The sequence below is a fragment of the Pantoea sp. ICBG 1758 genome (genome assembly GCF_002928325.1).
Classification (GTDB): domain Bacteria; phylum Pseudomonadota; class Gammaproteobacteria; order Enterobacterales; family Enterobacteriaceae; genus Pantoea; species Pantoea eucrina.
On the sequence record NZ_POWL01000001.1, the window covers coordinates 667,566 to 683,657 of the forward strand.

The window sequence follows — 16,092 nt, forward strand, 5'->3', positions numbered from 1 at the left end:
CTTACGCTTAATAATGGCATGAAGCCTGCCGCACAGGACACATCAACCTGGCGGTTTAGCACTCAACAGCAAAATCGCCACCTTATAATTACAACATACTATTATCTGAGCGCTATCCTGACATCCGCTTCTGCATAAGCATGTTGCGGAATAACATAAGACACGGCTGGCAATTGCTGTCACAGTAGAGCTTAACAGCGGACGCAGCAGAGGAGCATGCCGGCAATGACGGAGCGTTATACTTTACCCCTGGCATTAATACAGCTTGAAGTTCCGCCCCCGCAGGTGGTGGCGAAAATTGGCGAACAGCCTGCGTGGTTTATTGACGCGCTGCAGCTGCAGGCGGATGACTATATTATCGTGCGTCCGCACCGGGGTGACGCACTTCCCGGCTGGCAGGAGATTAGCGGGGCGATCCTCAGCGGCTCCTGGGCGATGGTAACCGACCACGCAGGATGGAGTGAGCGCACTGCGGCCTGGATACGCGGCGCAATAGAGGCGCAGCTGCCGCTGCTTGGCGTCTGCTACGGCCATCAGCTGATGGCGTATGCGCTGGGGGGTGAGGTGGGCAATAATCCCCGCGGCTGGGAGCGCGGGCTGCAGACCGTGACGCGGACCGCTTCGGATGCCTGGCTGAACGGACTGCCGGCGCACTTTTCCGCCTGGCTGTCGCACCGGCAGTCGGTACTGGCCCCGCCGCCGCAGGCCACGGTTCTGGCGCGCTCAGCGCTGGATGCGTGTCAGGTGTTACGCTACTCGCCGCAGGCATTTTCCGTTCAGTTTCATCCGGAGTTCAGTCGCGAGATCATGACGGCCTGTACACCGGCTGACGTACAGCCGGATAGCGCGGTAATGGGGGATACTGACTGGGCGCGTACGCTGCTGCAGCGCTTCTGGCAGCAGGTACGGCCCCGGGATCAGGAAGCGTCGCAGCGCTGACAGCGATAGACCCAGGCGGGCGGCATGTTTTTCAGCACCCGCTGCCGCTGCCAGACAAAATAGCGCGACAGATCGTGCCGGGTGAGCGAGGTGTACTGAAACTGGACAAATACGCCCTGGGGCGCCAGCGCATTATGCACCGCGCTCAGAATGGTGTGACGCGTGGCCGCAGGCAGCGACAGCAGCGGCAGGCCGGAAAAAATAGCGTCATATTCACCCTGCAGCAGCTCCGCTGAGTGTGCCTGGACCTGCATGCGCGGATCGTGCCACTGACGCAGTTCTGCTGCCAGCTGCGGATTAATTTCAAACACGTCAAGCTGCGCGGCCGGTACCATACGCGACAGCAGCTGGCGGGTCAGCACGCCATCGCCGGCGCCCAGTTCAGCCACCCGCAGGCTGCTATCCCACTCTACCGCATTGCACATACAGCGGCATAACGCCGCTGATGAAGGGGTGACGCTGCCGATTGTGCGCGGATCGCGAATAAATTGCTGTACAAAGTTCGCTTTGGCCCGCATTAGCATCATGGCTGAAGCCAGCATCTTTCTCTCCTGAATCTGTGGTCTGCAGGGTATTGACCACAGATAACGCTCAGGTTTCGCTTTAGCGCGGCAAAAAAGCCAAACTCAGAACATTCCGGCACAAATGATTCTGTCCCGCTTTAACACCGATTTCCCGCGTCGGCTCACAGTTTCCCGCCTGCAGACCTGACAGGCTAAAAACGATCGCGCAATGTTAATCAACAGTTTAAAAGTTGTTAACTTCCATTCGCTCTGTAAGGGGAAATACCATGCGTTACGCTGCTCCGGGAGAACAGGGTTCTCTGATCACTCTGCAATCGCAGTATGGCAACTTTATCAACGGCGAGTTTACTGCGCCGGTTAACGGTCACTATTTTACCAACACCTCACCGGTTAATGGCAGCGCAATTGGCGAATTCCCGCGTTCCGATCGGGCAGATGTTGATAATGCGGTCGCGGCGGCCCAGGCGGCGGCAGAGCAGTGGGGCAAGACCTCACCGCAGGCGCGCTCGCTGGTGTTACTGAAGATTGCTGACCGCCTGGAGCAGAATCTGGAATATATCGCCGTTAATGAAACCTGGGATAACGGCAAGCCGGTACGCGAAACGCTGGCCGCTGACCTGCCGCTGGCGGTGGACCATTTCCGCTATTTTGCCGGCTGTGTCCGGGCGCAGGAAGGCAGCGCCGCCGAAATCGATGAGTTCACGGCCGCCTATCACTTCCATGAACCGCTGGGCGTGGTGGGGCAGATCATTCCGTGGAACTTCCCGCTGCTAATGGCCGCCTGGAAGCTGGCACCGGCGCTGGGCGCAGGTAACTGCGTGGTGCTGAAACCGGCCGAGCAGACGCCGCTTTCCATCACGCTGTTTGTTGAGTTGATCAAAGATCTGGTCCCGCCCGGCGTCATTAACGTGGTGCACGGCTACGGCAAAGAGGCGGGCGAAGCGCTGGCATCGCATCCGGGCATTGCCAAGATCGCATTTACCGGCTCAACAGCGACCGGCGGCCATATTCTGGAGCTGGCGGCAAAAAGCCTGATCCCGTCCACGGTGGAGCTGGGCGGAAAATCACCAAATATCTTTTTCGAAGATATCATGCAGGCGGAGGAGAGCTTTATTGAGAAAGCGGCCGAGGGGGTTGTGCTCGGCTTCCTGAACCAGGGTGAGGTCTGTACCTGTCCGTCGCGCGCGCTGGTGCAGGAATCGATTTTTGAGCCCTTTATGGCGGCCGTGATGAAGCGCATCAAAACCATTAAACGTGGCGATCCGCTGGATACGGAAACCATGATTGGCGCTCAGGCGTCGCAGCAGCAGTTTGATAAGATCCTCTCTTATCTTGAGATTGCGCAGCAGGAAGGGGCGGAAGTGCTGCACGGTGGTAACGTTGAGCAGATTGGCGAAGCCTTCAGCGGCGGCTACTATATTCAGCCCACGCTGCTGAAAGGCAACAACAGCATGCGCGTATTTCAGGAAGAGATTTTCGGACCGGTGGTCGGCGTACTGACGTTTAAAGATGAAGCGGAGGCGCTGGCCATTGCTAATGATTCGATTTACGGGCTTGGCGCTGGCGTCTGGACGCGGGATATCAACCGCGCATACCGTATGGGGAGAGCAATCAAAGCCGGACGCGTCTGGACTAACTGCTACCATCTCTATCCGGCTCACGCTGCGTTTGGCGGCTATAAGAAATCGGGCATCGGGCGGGAGACGCATAAAATGATGCTGGATCACTATCAGCAAACTAAAAATCTGCTGGTGAGCTACAGCACACAGCCGCTCGGGTTCTTCTGATTTTCGTACCGGCGGTCGCTGCAGAGGCTATATTTTCATAAACCTGTCATCTTTGCAGGACAGGATATGAGAAACGCCTCTGCGCAAAGGAGAGATCATGAACGCAGGATATGATTATATGGAGCAGCACGATGAGGTGCTGGATGCGGTCGAACAGGACATTATCAGCGTCAATCTGCCCACTTATGATGCGTTGCAGCATGCGCGCCAGCAGAGTGCCGAGCGCGACGCCGCGCGGGAAATGTCGCTGCGCGCATAAGAAAGCGCTCTCAGATTAATAAAAAAATCCGCAGCCTGGTGCCGCGGATTTTTTACAGGGTCTGCTTCAGCGCTTTACTTTACGCAGGCAGAGCACTGATTGTGGATCTGCTGGAAGAAATCGTTACCTTTGTCATCGACCAGAATAAACGCCGGGAAATTTTCCACTTCAATTTTCCAGATCGCCTCCATGCCCAGTTCGGCATACTCAACGCACTCAAGGCTTTTAATACTCTGCTGCGCCAGTACCGCTGCCGGGCCGCCAATACTGCCCAGGTAGAATCCGCCATGCTTATGGCAGGCGTCAGTCACCTGTTTGCTGCGGTTACCTTTGGCCAGCATTACCATGCTACCGCCGTGCGACTGCAGCAGATCGACATAAGAGTCCATCCGGCCTGCGGTGGTAGGGCCGAGTGAACCGGACGCGTGTCCTTCCGGCGTTTTGGCCGGACCGGCATAGTAGACCGGATGATCTTTAATGTACTGCGGCAGCCCTTCACCATTATCGATACGCTCTTTGAGTTTGGCGTGAGCGATGTCGCGCGCCACAATAATGGTGCCGTTCAGCGACAGGCGGGTAGCCACCGGATAAGCGGAGAGCTGGGCCAGAATATCCTGCATCGGGCGATTAAGATCTACCTGCACCACTTCGCCTTCGCCCTGCTGGCGCAGCGCTTCCGGAATATAGCGTCCCGGATTATCTTCCAGCTTCTCAATCCAGATGCCATCGCGGTTGATTTTAGCTTTGATGTTACGGTCAGCAGAACAGGAGACGCCCATGCCTACCGGGCAGGAGGCACCGTGACGCGGCAGTCTGACCACGCGAATGTCGTGAGCGAAATATTTACCGCCAAACTGCGCGCCCAGTCCGAGCTGCTGCGACGCTTCCAGCAGTTCCTGCTCCAGCACGATATCGCGAAACGCCTGACCGTGCTCGTTGCCTTCCGTTGGCAGCGAGTCATAGTAATGCGTTGAGGCGAGCTTAACCGTTTTTAGCGTGCTCTCCGCAGAGGTGCCACCGATCACAAATGCAATATGGTAGGGCGGACAGGCAGCGGTGCCGAGCGACATCATTTTATCAATCAGGTAGTTTTTTAATTTTGCCGGCGTGATTAACGCTTTGGTTTCCTGATAGAGGTAGGTCTTGTTCGCTGAACCACCGCCTTTAGCGATGCAGAGGAACTTATACTCATCGCCATCCACGCTGTAGAGATCGATCTGGGCCGGCAGATTGGTGCCGGTATTGACCTCTTTGTACATATCCAGCGGGGCGTTCTGCGAGTAGCGCAGATTATCTTCGATATAGGTGTTATAGACGCCCTGCGACAGCGCCGCTTCATCGCCGCCGCCGGTCCAGACGCGCTGGCCTTTTTTACCCATGATAATCGCGGTGCCGGTATCCTGGCAGGTTGGCAGTACGCCTTTAGCAGCGATTTCTGAGTTACGCAGAAACTGCAGCGCGACATACTTATCATTCTGACTCGCTTCATCATCCGCCAGAATAGCGGCAACCTGCTGCTGGTGTGAGGCGCGCAGCATAAAAGAGGCGTCATGAAACGCCTGCTGAGCCAGCAGCGTCAGCGCTTCTGGTGCGACTTTCAGCACCTCCTCGCCCTCAAAGCTGGCGACCGAAACGTGCTCGCGGCTCAGCAGGTAATATTCAGTATCATCTTTGGCGAGAGGAAAGGGGTTCTGGTAATAGAAGGGTTTGTTCGACATGTTGGCTCACTTAGCTTCGTGTTGCCCGCCTGCGCGGCGGGCGGCAAATTAGGCGATCTGTAGTGCTATTTTCTCTCGCCAGCCCGTATCAGGAGCTGACTGGCGAGCATAGTAACACTGAAACAGGCTGACGCGGCTGCGTTTTTTAACATCAAAGCAACATCATCAGAACATCATAACCATCCAGGGATAAGCGATAACCATCAGCGCCACCAGGAAGAGGGCGCCAAAGATGGTGCCAAGCCGCCAGTAATCTTTGGTCGGCAGATAGCCGCTGCCGTAATAGATAGGGCTTGGGCCGGTACCGTAAGGGGTGATAATGCCCATCACACCCAGCGAGGTACACATCATCAGGCAGAACACCGGCATATTAATGCCTGGAATTGAGGCGGCGATAGTCAGCATGGCGGGCAGCAGGGCAGTGGTATGCGCCGTGGTGCTGGCAAACAGATAGTGCAGCAGATAAAAGGCAATCAGCAGCACCACTGCGGAGACCTGAGGATCGTAACCCTGTAGCAGCACCGCCCCCTCTTTGCCCAGCCAGGCAATAAAACCGACGCGTGCCAGACCATCGGCCAGCGCCACCAGCGTGGCAAACCAGGCAAAGGTGTTCCAGGCGGCTTTATTGCTGGTGATATCACTCCAGTTAAGTACGCCGGTCCAGAGCATCAGCACAATCACCAGCAGCGCGGCCATAGCGGGCTCTATCCATGCCGTTGCGAAAATCCACATCATCAGCGCCGCGACGACAAACAGCAGCAGCAGGATCTCATTGCGCGACAGGTGGCCCAGCTTTTCCAGCTCGGCGGTCGCCCAGCGCGGTACCTCATCATTGACTTTGACTTCCGGCGGATAGAGCCAGTAAGCCAGCAGCGGCATGGTGAGAATCAGCAGGATCCCCAGCGGCAGGAAAGCGAGGAACCACATCCCCCAGCTGATATCGAAACCAATAACGCTCTTAACCAGGGCTAGTGCGAGCAGGTTAGGGGCCAGCGCAGAGAGAAACATCGAGCTGGTGATACAGGCTGCGGTAATCGCCACCCACATCAGATAAGAGCCGATTTTGCGGGCGCTGGGGTCATTAGGCTTAGAGCCATAGAGCGGCGGCAGGTTGGCAATAATCGGATAGATAGTCCCGCCGCTGCGGGCGGTGTTAGACGGCGTAAACGGCGCCAGCAGCAGGTCAGCGAAAGTAATCGCGTAGCCCAGCGTCAGACTGCGGCGACCGAGGTATTTTACCAGAATCAGCGCCAGCCGGCGGCCAAACTGCGTTTTATCGTAGCCGGCTGCAAACATAAAGGCGCCAAAAATCAGCCAGACCGTAGAGTTGCCGAAGCCGCTGACTGCCCATTTGAACGACTGCGCTGCCGTTTTAAATGCCGGGTCGGCCAGCTCTGCCGGGCTAAACAGCACCCACTGGCTAAACAGCGCGATGACCACCACGCCGGTAAGCCCAATCACGGCGCCCGGCAGCGGCTCAAAAATCAGGCCGACAATAACACCGACAAAAATGGCGAAGAAGTGCCAGGCGTAGGGCTCCAGTCCGGCAGGCGTCGGCACCAGCAGCAACAGGAGTGCAACCAGTACCGGCAGGCAGAGCATCAGCAGGCGATTTTTTTTACCCGGCGCCGCAGGCGGCGCTTTGGTGGGTTCATGCGATTGCGTTGATAGGTTCATAGTTTTTGTCTGCACGTTGAGAAGAATGCGATATCAGTACCAGTGCCTTTATACCTGGATGATCCATTTTGCGGCATCAGTACAGGAAGTTCATGACGCTTGTGTTAAAGCAGAAAGCAATTTTGTTTCGCGAATTATCTAATTTATGCCGTTATGATGCGATTAATTAAAATACCTATTTTGATCCAGATCAATAAAATGGAGCGCTTATTTTTATCTGCGTTATTTTCAGTGTGTTATGACGCTTATTCAGGGCGTGCCTCACGATATAATGCAGGATGTGAAGCGCTTTCTTTCCAATATCTGGCAGGCGTGTTATTTTTAAATCAATGAAATATATAGTTTATTTTTGTGAGTTGAATTAACTTTGATTTTAATCAAGTTTTGAACGAAACTTAGCGGAACGCGTTACGCTCCTTCCCTGCTGAAAATAGGCTTTCCTTATCGGTAGTTTATATAACTAATGATATAAGTTATGTAACTAAATTAAATGTTATATTTACAGCATGAAGTCGGACCACTTTAATTATTTAACCGGTCACACTGCCAGGAATTGAATTTCATTTTTGATTTTCGGAGTCGCTTATCATGAACACGCTTACCCCGCTCTTAAAACCCCTTACCTTGCCTAAAGGTGCCGTGCTGAAAAATCGTCTGGTGATGGCACCCATGACAACCTGTACCGGCTATTACGACGGTGGCGTCACCAGCGATCTGGTTGACTACTATCGGGTGCGTGCCGGCACAATCGGCACCGTCATCGTAGAGTGTGCGTTTATCGATAATCGTGGTCCGGCATTTCCTGGCGCCATCGCCATCGACAGCGACAACAAGATCCCGGGACTGGCCAGAATAGCCCACGCGATCAAATCTCAGGGTTCTAAAGCTATCCTGCAGATTTACCACGGTGGCCGCATGGTTGAGCCGGCGCTGATTGGCGGGAAAACGCCTGTCGCGCCCAGCGCCATCGCGGCGCCGCGCGAAGGGGCCACCACACCGCAGGCGCTGACCGCAGATGAAGTCGATGTCATGATCAAAAAGTTTGGTGATGCGGTGAACCGTGCCATCAAAGCGGGTTTTGATGGCGTGGAAATTCACGGTGCCAATACCTATCTGATCCAGCAGTTCTATTCGCCTAACTCCAACCAGCGCAGCGACAAATGGGGCGGCAGTCGCGATAACCGGGCGCGCTTTCCGCTGGAGGTCCTGGAAATCACGCATCAGATGGCCGATCGCTTTGCTGCCGCAGACTTTATTATCGGCTATCGCTTTTCACCGGAAGAGATTGAAGTGCCCGGTATCCGCTGGGATGACACCCTCTATTTGCTGGAGAAGCTCGCCGCGCGCGGCCTTGATTACGTGCACTTCTCCGTCGGTCAGCTGCTACGTCCTTCCATTGTTGACACCAGCGACCCCACGCCTCTGATTACCAAATACATTGCGCAGCGTTCAGCACAGCTGGCCCGCATTCCGGTTATTGGCGTCGGCGGCGTGGTGAATAAAGAGGATGCCGAACTGGCGCTGGAATCGGGCTTCGATCTGGTTGCCGTCGGGAAAGCCTGTATCGCCTGGCCCAACTGGGCGAATCGCATTATTAACAATGAGCACCTTGAACTCTACATCGACAGTACCAAACGCGAGGAGCTGACAATTCCGGAGCCGCTCTGGCGCTTCTCGCTGGTGGACGCCATGATCCGCGACGTCAGCGACGGCCATCGCAAATATAAAGCCGGTGTGTATCAGGCGAAGGTAGAGGCGGAAGCGCTGAAGCTGAAAATCAACGTCACGCTGGATACCGATCGTATTACCGACATCGAACTGGTGCCGGATCCGGCGCTGGATGTTGACTTCACCAGTACGTTTGAAAGCCTGCGCGAGCGCATTCTGGTTGCAAACAGTCCGCACGTCGATGCGGTTACCGGGGCCACTACGCAAAGCGAGGCGCTGAAAAAAGCGGTATCGCGTGCGCTGGCAACCTCCAGCAAAGAGTATGTGATTGAGGAAGGGGGCAACCCGAACGCGCCGGTCAATTACGATGTTGTGGTCATCGGCACCGGCGGCGCAGGTCTCGCGGCGGCTATTCAGGCACATGACGACGGCGCCCGCGTGGTACTGATTGAAAAAATGCCCACCATTGGCGGAAATACCATTAAGGCGTCAGTGGGGATGAATGCCGCCGAGACGCGCTATCAGAGGCTGAAAGGCATTGAAGACAGCAAAGCGCTGTTTTATGAAGAGACGCTGAAAGGCGGTAAAGGTAAAAATAATCCGCAACTGCTGCATGAGTTTGTCGAACGCGCGCCGGAAGCCATTGAGTGGCTGGCAGCGAAGCAGATTGAGCTCAGCGATATCACTATCACGGGCGGAATGAGCATTGACCGTACGCACCGGCCTGAAGATCGCTCAGCGGTAGGGGGCTTCCTGATCAGCGGGCTGGTGAAAAATGTTAACCAGCGCAACATTGAGGTGCTGCTTGAGACCTCAGTCGCTGAAATTCTGTGTGAAAACGGCGTGGTAACCGGGGTTAAGGTGGTGGATGAGTATAACGACAGCCGCATTCTCAACGCAAAAAGTGTGATTGTTGCCACCGGCGGCTTCAGCGCCAACCGGGAGATGGTAGTGAAATATCGCCCGGAACTGGATGGCTTTGTCACGACTAACCACGCCGGCGCCACCGGCAGCGGCATTGCGATGCTGCAGCATATTGGCGCCGGTACGGTTGATATGGGCGAGATTCAGATCCATCCCACGGTTGAACAGACCACCTCCTATCTGATTTCAGAAGCGATGCGCGGCGGCGGGGCAATTCTGGTAAGCCAGGCGGGCAAGCGTTTCTATAACGAAATGGAGACGCGCGATAAAGTCTCTGCGGAGATTATTGCGCTGCCGGAGAAAAGTGCCTGGATCATCTTCGATGAGCAGGTGCGCCGTAATAACAAAGCCGCTGATGAATATATCGCCAAAGGATTTGTCATCAGCGCACCCACGCCGCACGAGCTGGCGGTTAAGCTCAATATGGACCAGGAATCACTGCAGAGTACGCTGGGTCGCTACAATGAGTGTGTGATTAACCAGCATGACGAAGATTTTGGCCGCAAAACGGCGCTGCGCCATCCGCTGAATCAGGGGCCTTACTACGCTATTCGCGTGGCGCCTGGCGTTCATCACACCATGGGTGGCGTCACCATCAACACGGAAACCGCAGTGCTGAATGCGCAGAACCAGGCGATCACCGGCGCCTGGGCTGCCGGGGAAGTGGTCGGCGGTATTCACGGCGCCAACCGCATCGGCGGGAATGCCGTAGCGGATATCATCATCTTTGGTATCAAAGCGGGGCATAACGCCGCTAAACTCGCCTTAGGTAATTAACCTGCACCGGTGCCCGTCTGCGCGGGCACCGGTAGTAATGAGGCAACTATGGCTAACGAGGCAGGTGTCTACAGCTATTCAGCCGTTCAAATGGGATCGCCTGTGCTGCTGAAACTCTTTGAAAATAACGCCGCGCTGGCACAGCAGGTGTTTCGCCTGATTGCACAGCAGGAGAATCTGTTTACCGTCAACCGGGTGCAGTCAGAGGTCATGGCAATTAACCATGCCGCTGGCGAGCGACCGGTGGCGGTCAGTCCCGCAGTGTTTAATCTGATTCAGGTGGCCCATACGGTCAGCACGCTGCCGGACAGCGCGTTCAACTTCGCCATTGGTCCGATAGTTAAGCGCTGGAAAATTGGTTTTCAGGGCAACAGCGTGCCCGCTGCCGCTGACATCACCGCGCTGTTGCCCCTTACCAACCCGCATCAGGTCGTGCTGGACGCTGCGGCGCAGTCGGTTTATCTGCCGCAGCGCGGTATGGAGATCGATCTCGGTGCCATAGCCAAAGGCTATATTGCCGATCGGGTGCAGCAGTGGCTGCGTCAGCAGGGAGTGACGCAGGCGCTGATCAATCTTGGCGGCAATGTGCAGACGCTGGGTGCGCCCCTGCATGAACCGCAGGGGTGGCAAATTGGGCTGAAAAAGCCCTTTGCTGACGATAACGCGTTACTCGGCGTAATCGAGGTGCGGGAGAAATCAGTCGTCACGTCCGGGATCTATGAGCGTTACTTTGAACAGCAGGGGCGCTGCTGGCACCATATTTTTGACCCGCGTACCGGCTATCCGCTGGATAATGAACTGTTAAGCGTGACGGTGATAAGTGACCGCTCGCTGGATGGCGACATCTATACCACGCTACTGTATGGCATGGGCACAGAACAGGGACTGAACTGGCTCGCCAGCCAGTCCGACATCGATGCCATTTTTGTCACCCGCGATCGGCAGATCGTCTGCTCTTCACCGCGTCACTACCGATTCCGGCCAGCTGATACCACGTGGAAACTGCACTACTGACAATATTGCTGCAGCAGCGAGCGATATTCCGGCTGCAGACGATAGCGATAGACCGGACGTCCGGTGGCGCCATAGTGAATGCTGGTAAACAGAATATTGATCTGCGCCAGCCAGATGAGATATTTGCGGCAGGAGACGCGTGAAATATTCACCTCTGCAGCCAGCTCATCGGTCGAGAATTCCTGTGCGGGGTGCGCATCTATCCACTGACAGAGCGTGCGCAGCGTTTGTGGCGTCAGGCCTTTGGGCAGACGCTTATTGTCGTGATGCGTTGCCGGATTGCCGTGGATCAGCAGATCGACGTCAGATTGCTGATAGTGCTGGTGGTTATCCATCAGCGATTTTTTCTGCTGCCAGCTGGTCAGCGCCTCTTCAAAACGCGGAAACTGAAACGGCTTAATAAGATAATCCACCACCCCGTAGTGCAGCGATGTTTTGATATTTTCTGCATCAGCCGCAGAGGAGATAATAATCACTTCTGTCGGGCTTTGCGCTTTTCGCAGCTCAGGCAGCAGATCCAGGCCATTCTCCTGCTGCATATAGATATCCAGCAGCAGCAGATCGATCGGCGTGTCGCTATTGAATAAAAAATCGCGCGCCTGCTGCAGCGTTGCCGCCGTACCACAGCAGTTAAAACCGGGTACCTGACCGATAAAACTGCGGTTGAGTTCGGCAACCATGGCATCATCGTCAACCACTAAAACATTAATCATGCGGTTTAATTTCCTTTATCCCAGGGTAGCTGGACTAAAAATTGCGTGAATACGCCGGGCTCAGACTCTGCGCTGACGCTGCCGCCAAGGCTTTCCACCTGCTGCTTAAGCAGAAACAGTCCGACTCCGCGGTTTTCGCCTTTGGTGGAGAAACCTTTATCAAAAATGGTCGCCAGATGCGCAGCATCAATGCCCGGTCCGTCGTCGCTCACTTCGCAGGTCAGCCAGCCGTTTTGATAATGGAGCATCAGGTGGATCTCTCCTTCGGTCTGCTCGCGCAGCGCATCAAGCGCGTTCTCGACCAGATTGCCGGTTACGGTAATCAGCGCCGCCATCTGCGCTTCGCTGCCGCTGTCTGGCAGGTAGCTGGCGTCGCTGATAGTGAGCCGGTGCCCGCAGTCTGAGGCGCGATTGATTTTACTTAACAGGATCCCCGCAATCACCGGGGATTTGATCTTATCCAGCAAAAAGCCGATCTCTGTCTGATAGTTATTGGCGGTTTTCAGGATATACGCTTCAACCTGCGCATAGTTTTTCATATGCAGCAGGCCGAGGATCACATGCAGCTTGTTCATAAACTCGTGCGAGCGTTCACGCAGGGCGTCGACATAGTTTACCATGCCGCTTAAGCGCTGCATCAGCTGGCTGATCTCAGTTTTATCCCTGAACGTACAGACCGCGCCAATAATCCGCTCCGCCGTGCGTACCGGAACGGTATTGGTCAGCAGCAGTCGGCCATTCACGTTAATCTCCTCATCGCGCCGCGCCTGTCCGCTCTGCAGCACGCTGCGCAGCTGCGGTTCGACGGCGGTGGTGTCAGCGCGCCAGCTTTCATCAGGCGCGCGCTGCGTCTGTGCTGCGTCGCTCAGCAGATGGCAGGCAGCCTGATTGATCAGCGTCACTTCATGCCGATCGTCCATCGCCACCACGCCCTCTTTGACGGAATTGAGAATGGCCTGACGCTGCTCAAACAGGGTAGAAATCTCATAAGGTTCCAGCCCGAACAGAATACGTTTCAGCACGCGCACCAGGATCAGCGTACCCAGCGCGCCCGCCAGCGCGCCGATAAGAATAGTCCAGAGGATGATCCAGCGGCTCTGGTTAATCTGATCGGTGACGGCATCCAGTGAGATACCGATAGCCACCACCCCAATCTGCTGATGCTGGGCATTGAACACCGGGGTAAAAACACGCAGTGCCCGAACCAGGGAGCCCTGATTAACAGAGACATTTTCCTGACCGCGCAGCGCAGGCTGAATATCGTTGCCGATGAAATGCTGACCAACCAGTTCCGGATTACGATGGGAGTAGCGTATGCCCGCCATATTAGTGATCGTGATAAACAGCAGATTATTGCTGGTCTCAACCGCTTTTGCGACCGGCTGCAGATGAGCTTCAGCGGGGGAGAGCAGCAGCGCTCGCTGAACATCTGGCGATGTGGCCAGCGTACGCGCGACGGCCATCGCTTTATCTTCCAGCTGTGACCGGGTAGAGGCACCAATCTGAAAGAAATAGAACATATGCACGGTACACAGCACCAGGACAATCACGGCGCTCAGCATCAGCGTGACCAGCGTATTAAGTTTCATTGTCCGCCGGCGCATCGGCGTAGCAGGGACTGAAGGCGTCATGGTGGCGTTCACTTAGCGGAAAAGGGGCCTATTATGACGGATAATGGCGGCGCGGTTGCGGAAAATATAACAGGCCACTCTGAATAATGGCCTGCAGATAAGACGGTATGCAGAACTTAAGCGGTTTTCACACGACTGGCGAAGCTTTTACGCAGCTTCTGCAGTTTAGGCGGGATGACTGCCATGCAGTAGCCGTTGCGCTGACCCGCACCTTCCCAGTAGTCCTGATGGTAGGCTTCCGCCGGATACCAGGTTTTGAGCGGTTCTACGGTTGTCACCACCGGCACATCATGATCTTCCTGCGCGCGCGCAATGGCTGCAATCGCTTCTGCTTCCTGTTCAGCATTAGCAGGGAAAATCGCTGAGCGGTACTGCGTTCCGATATCATTTCCCTGACGATTAAGCTGGGTAGGATCGTGCGTGGCAAAACTGATATCCAGCAGATCGCCGTAGCTTATCTGCGCCGGATCAAACCCGATACGGATAGCTTCAGCATGACCGGTTGCCCCGCTGCATACCTGCTCATAAGTCGGATCAGGGCGCTCCCCGCCGGTATAGCCGCTTTCAACCGATTCAACACCAATTACATCTTTAAAAACGGCTTCGGTACACCAGAAACAGCCGCCCGCAACGATCGCATATTCGGTTGCCATTACATTTACTCCTGTCAGGTCGAAAGCTTAAGAGTGCGGGTGAACGGAGCGGAATTCAACCCGATAATCGCAGACCGCACAGGCTGTTCAGGTAAAACGTACTCAGCTGTCCGGGGCGGACTGGCTGAGCAGAGCCTGGAGTCGTGCCGTCAGCTGCTCAAGACTATATTTTGTTGCCTGCCGGACGACCTCTTCGCTTTCGCCGGAAAAACGCTGACAACAGGTCTGAATAGTGCCATCAGGCAGGCCCCAGGCAAACCAGACGGTGCCGGCTGGTGTACCATCCTCACCGCCATCTGGTCCGGCATAACCGCTCACTGCAATGCTGCTATCGTCGCCGGAAAGCGCTTTTGCGCCTGCAGCCATTTCACGCACGGCGGCTTCGCTGACGGCGCTGTCACGTGCCAGCGTCTCTTCACTGACGTTCAGCACCCGATGTTTCGCCTGATCGGTATAAGTAATAAAGCCGCTGCTGTAAAACTGGCTGCTCTGGCCGACGGCCGCGAGGGTAGAGCCGACCCAGCCTGAAGTACAGGATTCTGCGGTGGTGACAGTCAGTTTTCTTTCAAGCAGAAGATCGCCCAGAATAGTTGCCGTTTCGATTAATTTCCGATCCATATATGCATCCCGATTTATTATTAAAATGTCAGTCAGCCACGCTTCGATTAAATAAACGTTGCCGGATGATAATTATTATAGATGGTGAGTCCGTTTTATCTGGTTAATATGAACTCAGCAGAAGAATATATTAAGCGGGGCGGGTCAATCCGAAGGGATTGATTATTAATCAGGCAGGGGTTCTGTCGTATGGTAATTACAGATTCTGCATGGAAATATAAGCGTAGCGGGGCAAGGGCAGGGCGATAAATAACAGATCTGGCAAAGGGATAAATATCGTATGGCGCAATGCCGCCGGGCGTGTAGCTATAACGGACGACATTTGCCAGTAGTGGTCTATACTGAAATTTGAGAACCTGGCGCAAGCTCACATTCTCAGGAGGTAAAGTATGAAAAATGAGTATCCGGTTATTGGGGAAGCCGCCTGGGCGTTAATGATGCGCCGTGCAGATGTGACTCTGGCATCCCTCACGGCTGAACTGCATCAGATGGCTTGCCGCGAAACAGATGCGGTGCGCGACAGCCAGATCCATGAGGCGCAGCAGTGGCTGCTGGACTATCGCTCTACAGAGCAGGCCGACCGTCGTTCTGATTCGCCGTTAAAAGCGCTGTCAGAGCGATCGGATAGCGTTACCGTTGCCGGCACCGGTGCACGCCGCCATTAAGCTCCCTGCTCATCGTCAGCCTGTGGCGGCGATGAGCGCACTTCCCGCTGATCTCCCGTCTGAAAATGTGCGTAAATTTGTCTCAATCCTCATCTGATAGCACTTTTTGCAAAAAAAACTTACCTCACCATTCATTATTCTCTGTACAAGTTTTTTGGGAATCCTGTACAACAGGTTAGATTTCCACTTTTTTATTGTTAATTTTAACATTTTACGGGAGTCACTTATGCGCCAGAACGGATATGCTCCGAACTCAGTTGAGGCGATTGCCAACTACTTTAGTAAAGCATCGCTGCCGTCTCAGCAGGAAACGCTGGGACAGATTGTCGTGGAGATTCTGCGTGAAGGCCGCAACCTGAATCGCAAATCCATTTGCACTAAGCTGTTACGTCGCCTTGAACTGGCAACAGAAGCAGAAGAAGAGCAGCATTATCATCAGCTTATCGGCTTGCTGTTTGAGCGGGAAAGCTAATACCAGATTTACGACCGGGTTATATTCAGACTAAGTAAACAGGGAAGAGTGCA

At 54.9% G+C, this 16,092-nt stretch carries 14 protein-coding genes; 7 read left to right on the forward strand and 7 right to left on the reverse strand.

Annotated features, from left to right (window positions below; all coding sequences use genetic code 11):
- Positions 1-225: 225 nt before the first annotated feature.
- Positions 226-939 (forward strand): glutamine amidotransferase, encoded by a 714-nt coding sequence (locus C1Y41_RS03270; protein ID WP_104085331.1) that lies wholly within the window; start codon positions 226-228, stop codon positions 937-939.
- Here the strand turns inward: C1Y41_RS03270 and C1Y41_RS03275 are convergent.
- Positions 918-1,481: a class I SAM-dependent methyltransferase gene (locus C1Y41_RS03275; RefSeq protein WP_039383934.1), complete on the reverse strand. Its 564-nt coding sequence runs from the start codon at positions 1,479-1,481 to the stop codon at positions 918-920. The genes C1Y41_RS03270 and C1Y41_RS03275 overlap by 22 nt on opposite strands.
- A gap of 248 nt (positions 1,482-1,729) precedes the next feature.
- On the opposite strand from C1Y41_RS03275, the gene C1Y41_RS03280 reads away from it, so the two are divergent.
- A complete protein-coding gene (locus C1Y41_RS03280) occupies positions 1,730-3,250 on the forward strand; it encodes an aldehyde dehydrogenase family protein (RefSeq protein WP_039383936.1) in 1,521 nt (506 codons plus the stop codon).
- A gap of 97 nt (positions 3,251-3,347) precedes the next feature.
- On the forward strand, positions 3,348-3,509 hold the full coding sequence (locus C1Y41_RS19980) for a hypothetical protein (RefSeq protein ID WP_158086449.1): 162 nt from the start codon (positions 3,348-3,350) through the stop codon (positions 3,507-3,509).
- 74 nt (positions 3,510-3,583) lie between these two features.
- Here the strand turns inward: C1Y41_RS19980 and fumA are convergent, their stop codons facing one another.
- Entirely contained in the window at positions 3,584-5,227 is a 1,644-nt protein-coding gene (gene fumA, locus C1Y41_RS03285; RefSeq protein ID WP_071668755.1) for a class I fumarate hydratase FumA, read from the reverse strand.
- A 165-nt stretch (positions 5,228-5,392) separates the two neighbouring features.
- Complete coding sequence (locus tag C1Y41_RS03290; RefSeq protein ID WP_104084784.1) at positions 5,393-6,904, reverse strand: anion permease; 1,512 nt, start codon at positions 6,902-6,904, stop codon at positions 5,393-5,395.
- A 588-nt stretch (positions 6,905-7,492) separates the two neighbouring features.
- On the opposite strand from C1Y41_RS03290, the gene C1Y41_RS03295 reads away from it, so the two are divergent.
- Together C1Y41_RS03295 and C1Y41_RS03300 are read left to right on the forward strand one after the other, a co-directional pair.
- Positions 7,493-10,273: a flavocytochrome c gene (locus tag C1Y41_RS03295; RefSeq protein ID WP_104084785.1), complete on the forward strand. Its 2,781-nt coding sequence runs from the start codon at positions 7,493-7,495 to the stop codon at positions 10,271-10,273.
- A 48-nt stretch (positions 10,274-10,321) separates the two neighbouring features.
- Positions 10,322-11,287, forward strand: a complete 966-nt coding sequence (locus C1Y41_RS03300) for an FAD:protein FMN transferase (protein WP_104084786.1) — start codon at positions 10,322-10,324, stop codon at positions 11,285-11,287.
- Here C1Y41_RS03300 and dcuR read toward each other — a convergent pair.
- From dcuR to C1Y41_RS03320, 4 genes are all read right to left on the reverse strand, one after another.
- Complete coding sequence (gene dcuR / locus C1Y41_RS03305; protein ID WP_039383949.1) at positions 11,281-12,000, reverse strand: two-component system response regulator DcuR; 720 nt, start codon at positions 11,998-12,000, stop codon at positions 11,281-11,283. The genes C1Y41_RS03300 and dcuR overlap by 7 nt on opposite strands.
- A gap of 5 nt (positions 12,001-12,005) precedes the next feature.
- Complete coding sequence (locus C1Y41_RS03310; RefSeq protein ID WP_233207404.1) at positions 12,006-13,589, reverse strand: sensor histidine kinase; 1,584 nt, start codon at positions 13,587-13,589, stop codon at positions 12,006-12,008.
- A 158-nt stretch (positions 13,590-13,747) separates the two neighbouring features.
- The gene (msrA, locus tag C1Y41_RS03315; protein WP_039383953.1) at positions 13,748-14,284 is read right to left on the reverse strand and encodes a peptide-methionine (S)-S-oxide reductase MsrA; all 537 of its coding nucleotides are present in this window, start codon (positions 14,282-14,284) and stop codon (positions 13,748-13,750) included.
- A 102-nt stretch (positions 14,285-14,386) separates the two neighbouring features.
- Positions 14,387-14,902, reverse strand: coding sequence for a CinA family protein (locus C1Y41_RS03320; RefSeq protein WP_104084788.1), 516 nt, complete (start codon positions 14,900-14,902; stop codon positions 14,387-14,389).
- Positions 14,903-15,291: 389 nt separating this feature from the next.
- Here C1Y41_RS03320 and C1Y41_RS03325 point away from each other — a divergent pair, with 389 nt between their 5' ends.
- Entirely contained in the window at positions 15,292-15,567 is a 276-nt protein-coding gene (locus tag C1Y41_RS03325; RefSeq protein WP_104084789.1) for a hypothetical protein, read from the forward strand.
- 226 nt (positions 15,568-15,793) lie between these two features.
- Complete coding sequence (gene ycgZ / locus C1Y41_RS03330; RefSeq protein ID WP_039383960.1) at positions 15,794-16,039, forward strand: regulatory protein YcgZ; 246 nt, start codon at positions 15,794-15,796, stop codon at positions 16,037-16,039.
- The last annotated feature ends 53 nt before the right edge of the window (positions 16,040-16,092 follow it).

What these genes read in the sequence shown, in the direction of transcription:
- C1Y41_RS03270 (WP_104085331.1), top strand. Translation starts at nt 226, where the DNA reads ATGACGGAGCGTTATACTTTACCCCTGGCATTAATACAGCTTGAAGTT.
- C1Y41_RS03275 (WP_039383934.1), bottom strand. Translation starts at nt 1,481, where the DNA reads ATGCTGGCTTCAGCCATGATGCTAATGCGGGCCAAAGCGAACTTTGTA.
- C1Y41_RS03280 (WP_039383936.1), top strand. Translation starts at nt 1,730, where the DNA reads ATGCGTTACGCTGCTCCGGGAGAACAGGGTTCTCTGATCACTCTGCAA.
- C1Y41_RS19980 (WP_158086449.1), top strand. Translation starts at nt 3,348, where the DNA reads ATGAACGCAGGATATGATTATATGGAGCAGCACGATGAGGTGCTGGAT.
- fumA (WP_071668755.1), bottom strand. Translation starts at nt 5,227, where the DNA reads ATGTCGAACAAACCCTTCTATTACCAGAACCCCTTTCCTCTCGCCAAA.
- C1Y41_RS03290 (WP_104084784.1), bottom strand. Translation starts at nt 6,904, where the DNA reads ATGAACCTATCAACGCAATCGCATGAACCCACCAAAGCGCCGCCTGCG.
- C1Y41_RS03295 (WP_104084785.1), top strand. Translation starts at nt 7,493, where the DNA reads ATGAACACGCTTACCCCGCTCTTAAAACCCCTTACCTTGCCTAAAGGT.
- C1Y41_RS03300 (WP_104084786.1), top strand. Translation starts at nt 10,322, where the DNA reads ATGGCTAACGAGGCAGGTGTCTACAGCTATTCAGCCGTTCAAATGGGA.
- dcuR (WP_039383949.1), bottom strand. Translation starts at nt 12,000, where the DNA reads ATGATTAATGTTTTAGTGGTTGACGATGATGCCATGGTTGCCGAACTC.
- C1Y41_RS03310 (WP_233207404.1), bottom strand. Translation starts at nt 13,589, where the DNA reads ATGAAACTTAATACGCTGGTCACGCTGATGCTGAGCGCCGTGATTGTC.
- msrA (WP_039383953.1), bottom strand. Translation starts at nt 14,284, where the DNA reads ATGGCAACCGAATATGCGATCGTTGCGGGCGGCTGTTTCTGGTGTACC.
- C1Y41_RS03320 (WP_104084788.1), bottom strand. Translation starts at nt 14,902, where the DNA reads ATGGATCGGAAATTAATCGAAACGGCAACTATTCTGGGCGATCTTCTG.
- C1Y41_RS03325 (WP_104084789.1), top strand. Translation starts at nt 15,292, where the DNA reads ATGAAAAATGAGTATCCGGTTATTGGGGAAGCCGCCTGGGCGTTAATG.
- ycgZ (WP_039383960.1), top strand. Translation starts at nt 15,794, where the DNA reads ATGCGCCAGAACGGATATGCTCCGAACTCAGTTGAGGCGATTGCCAAC.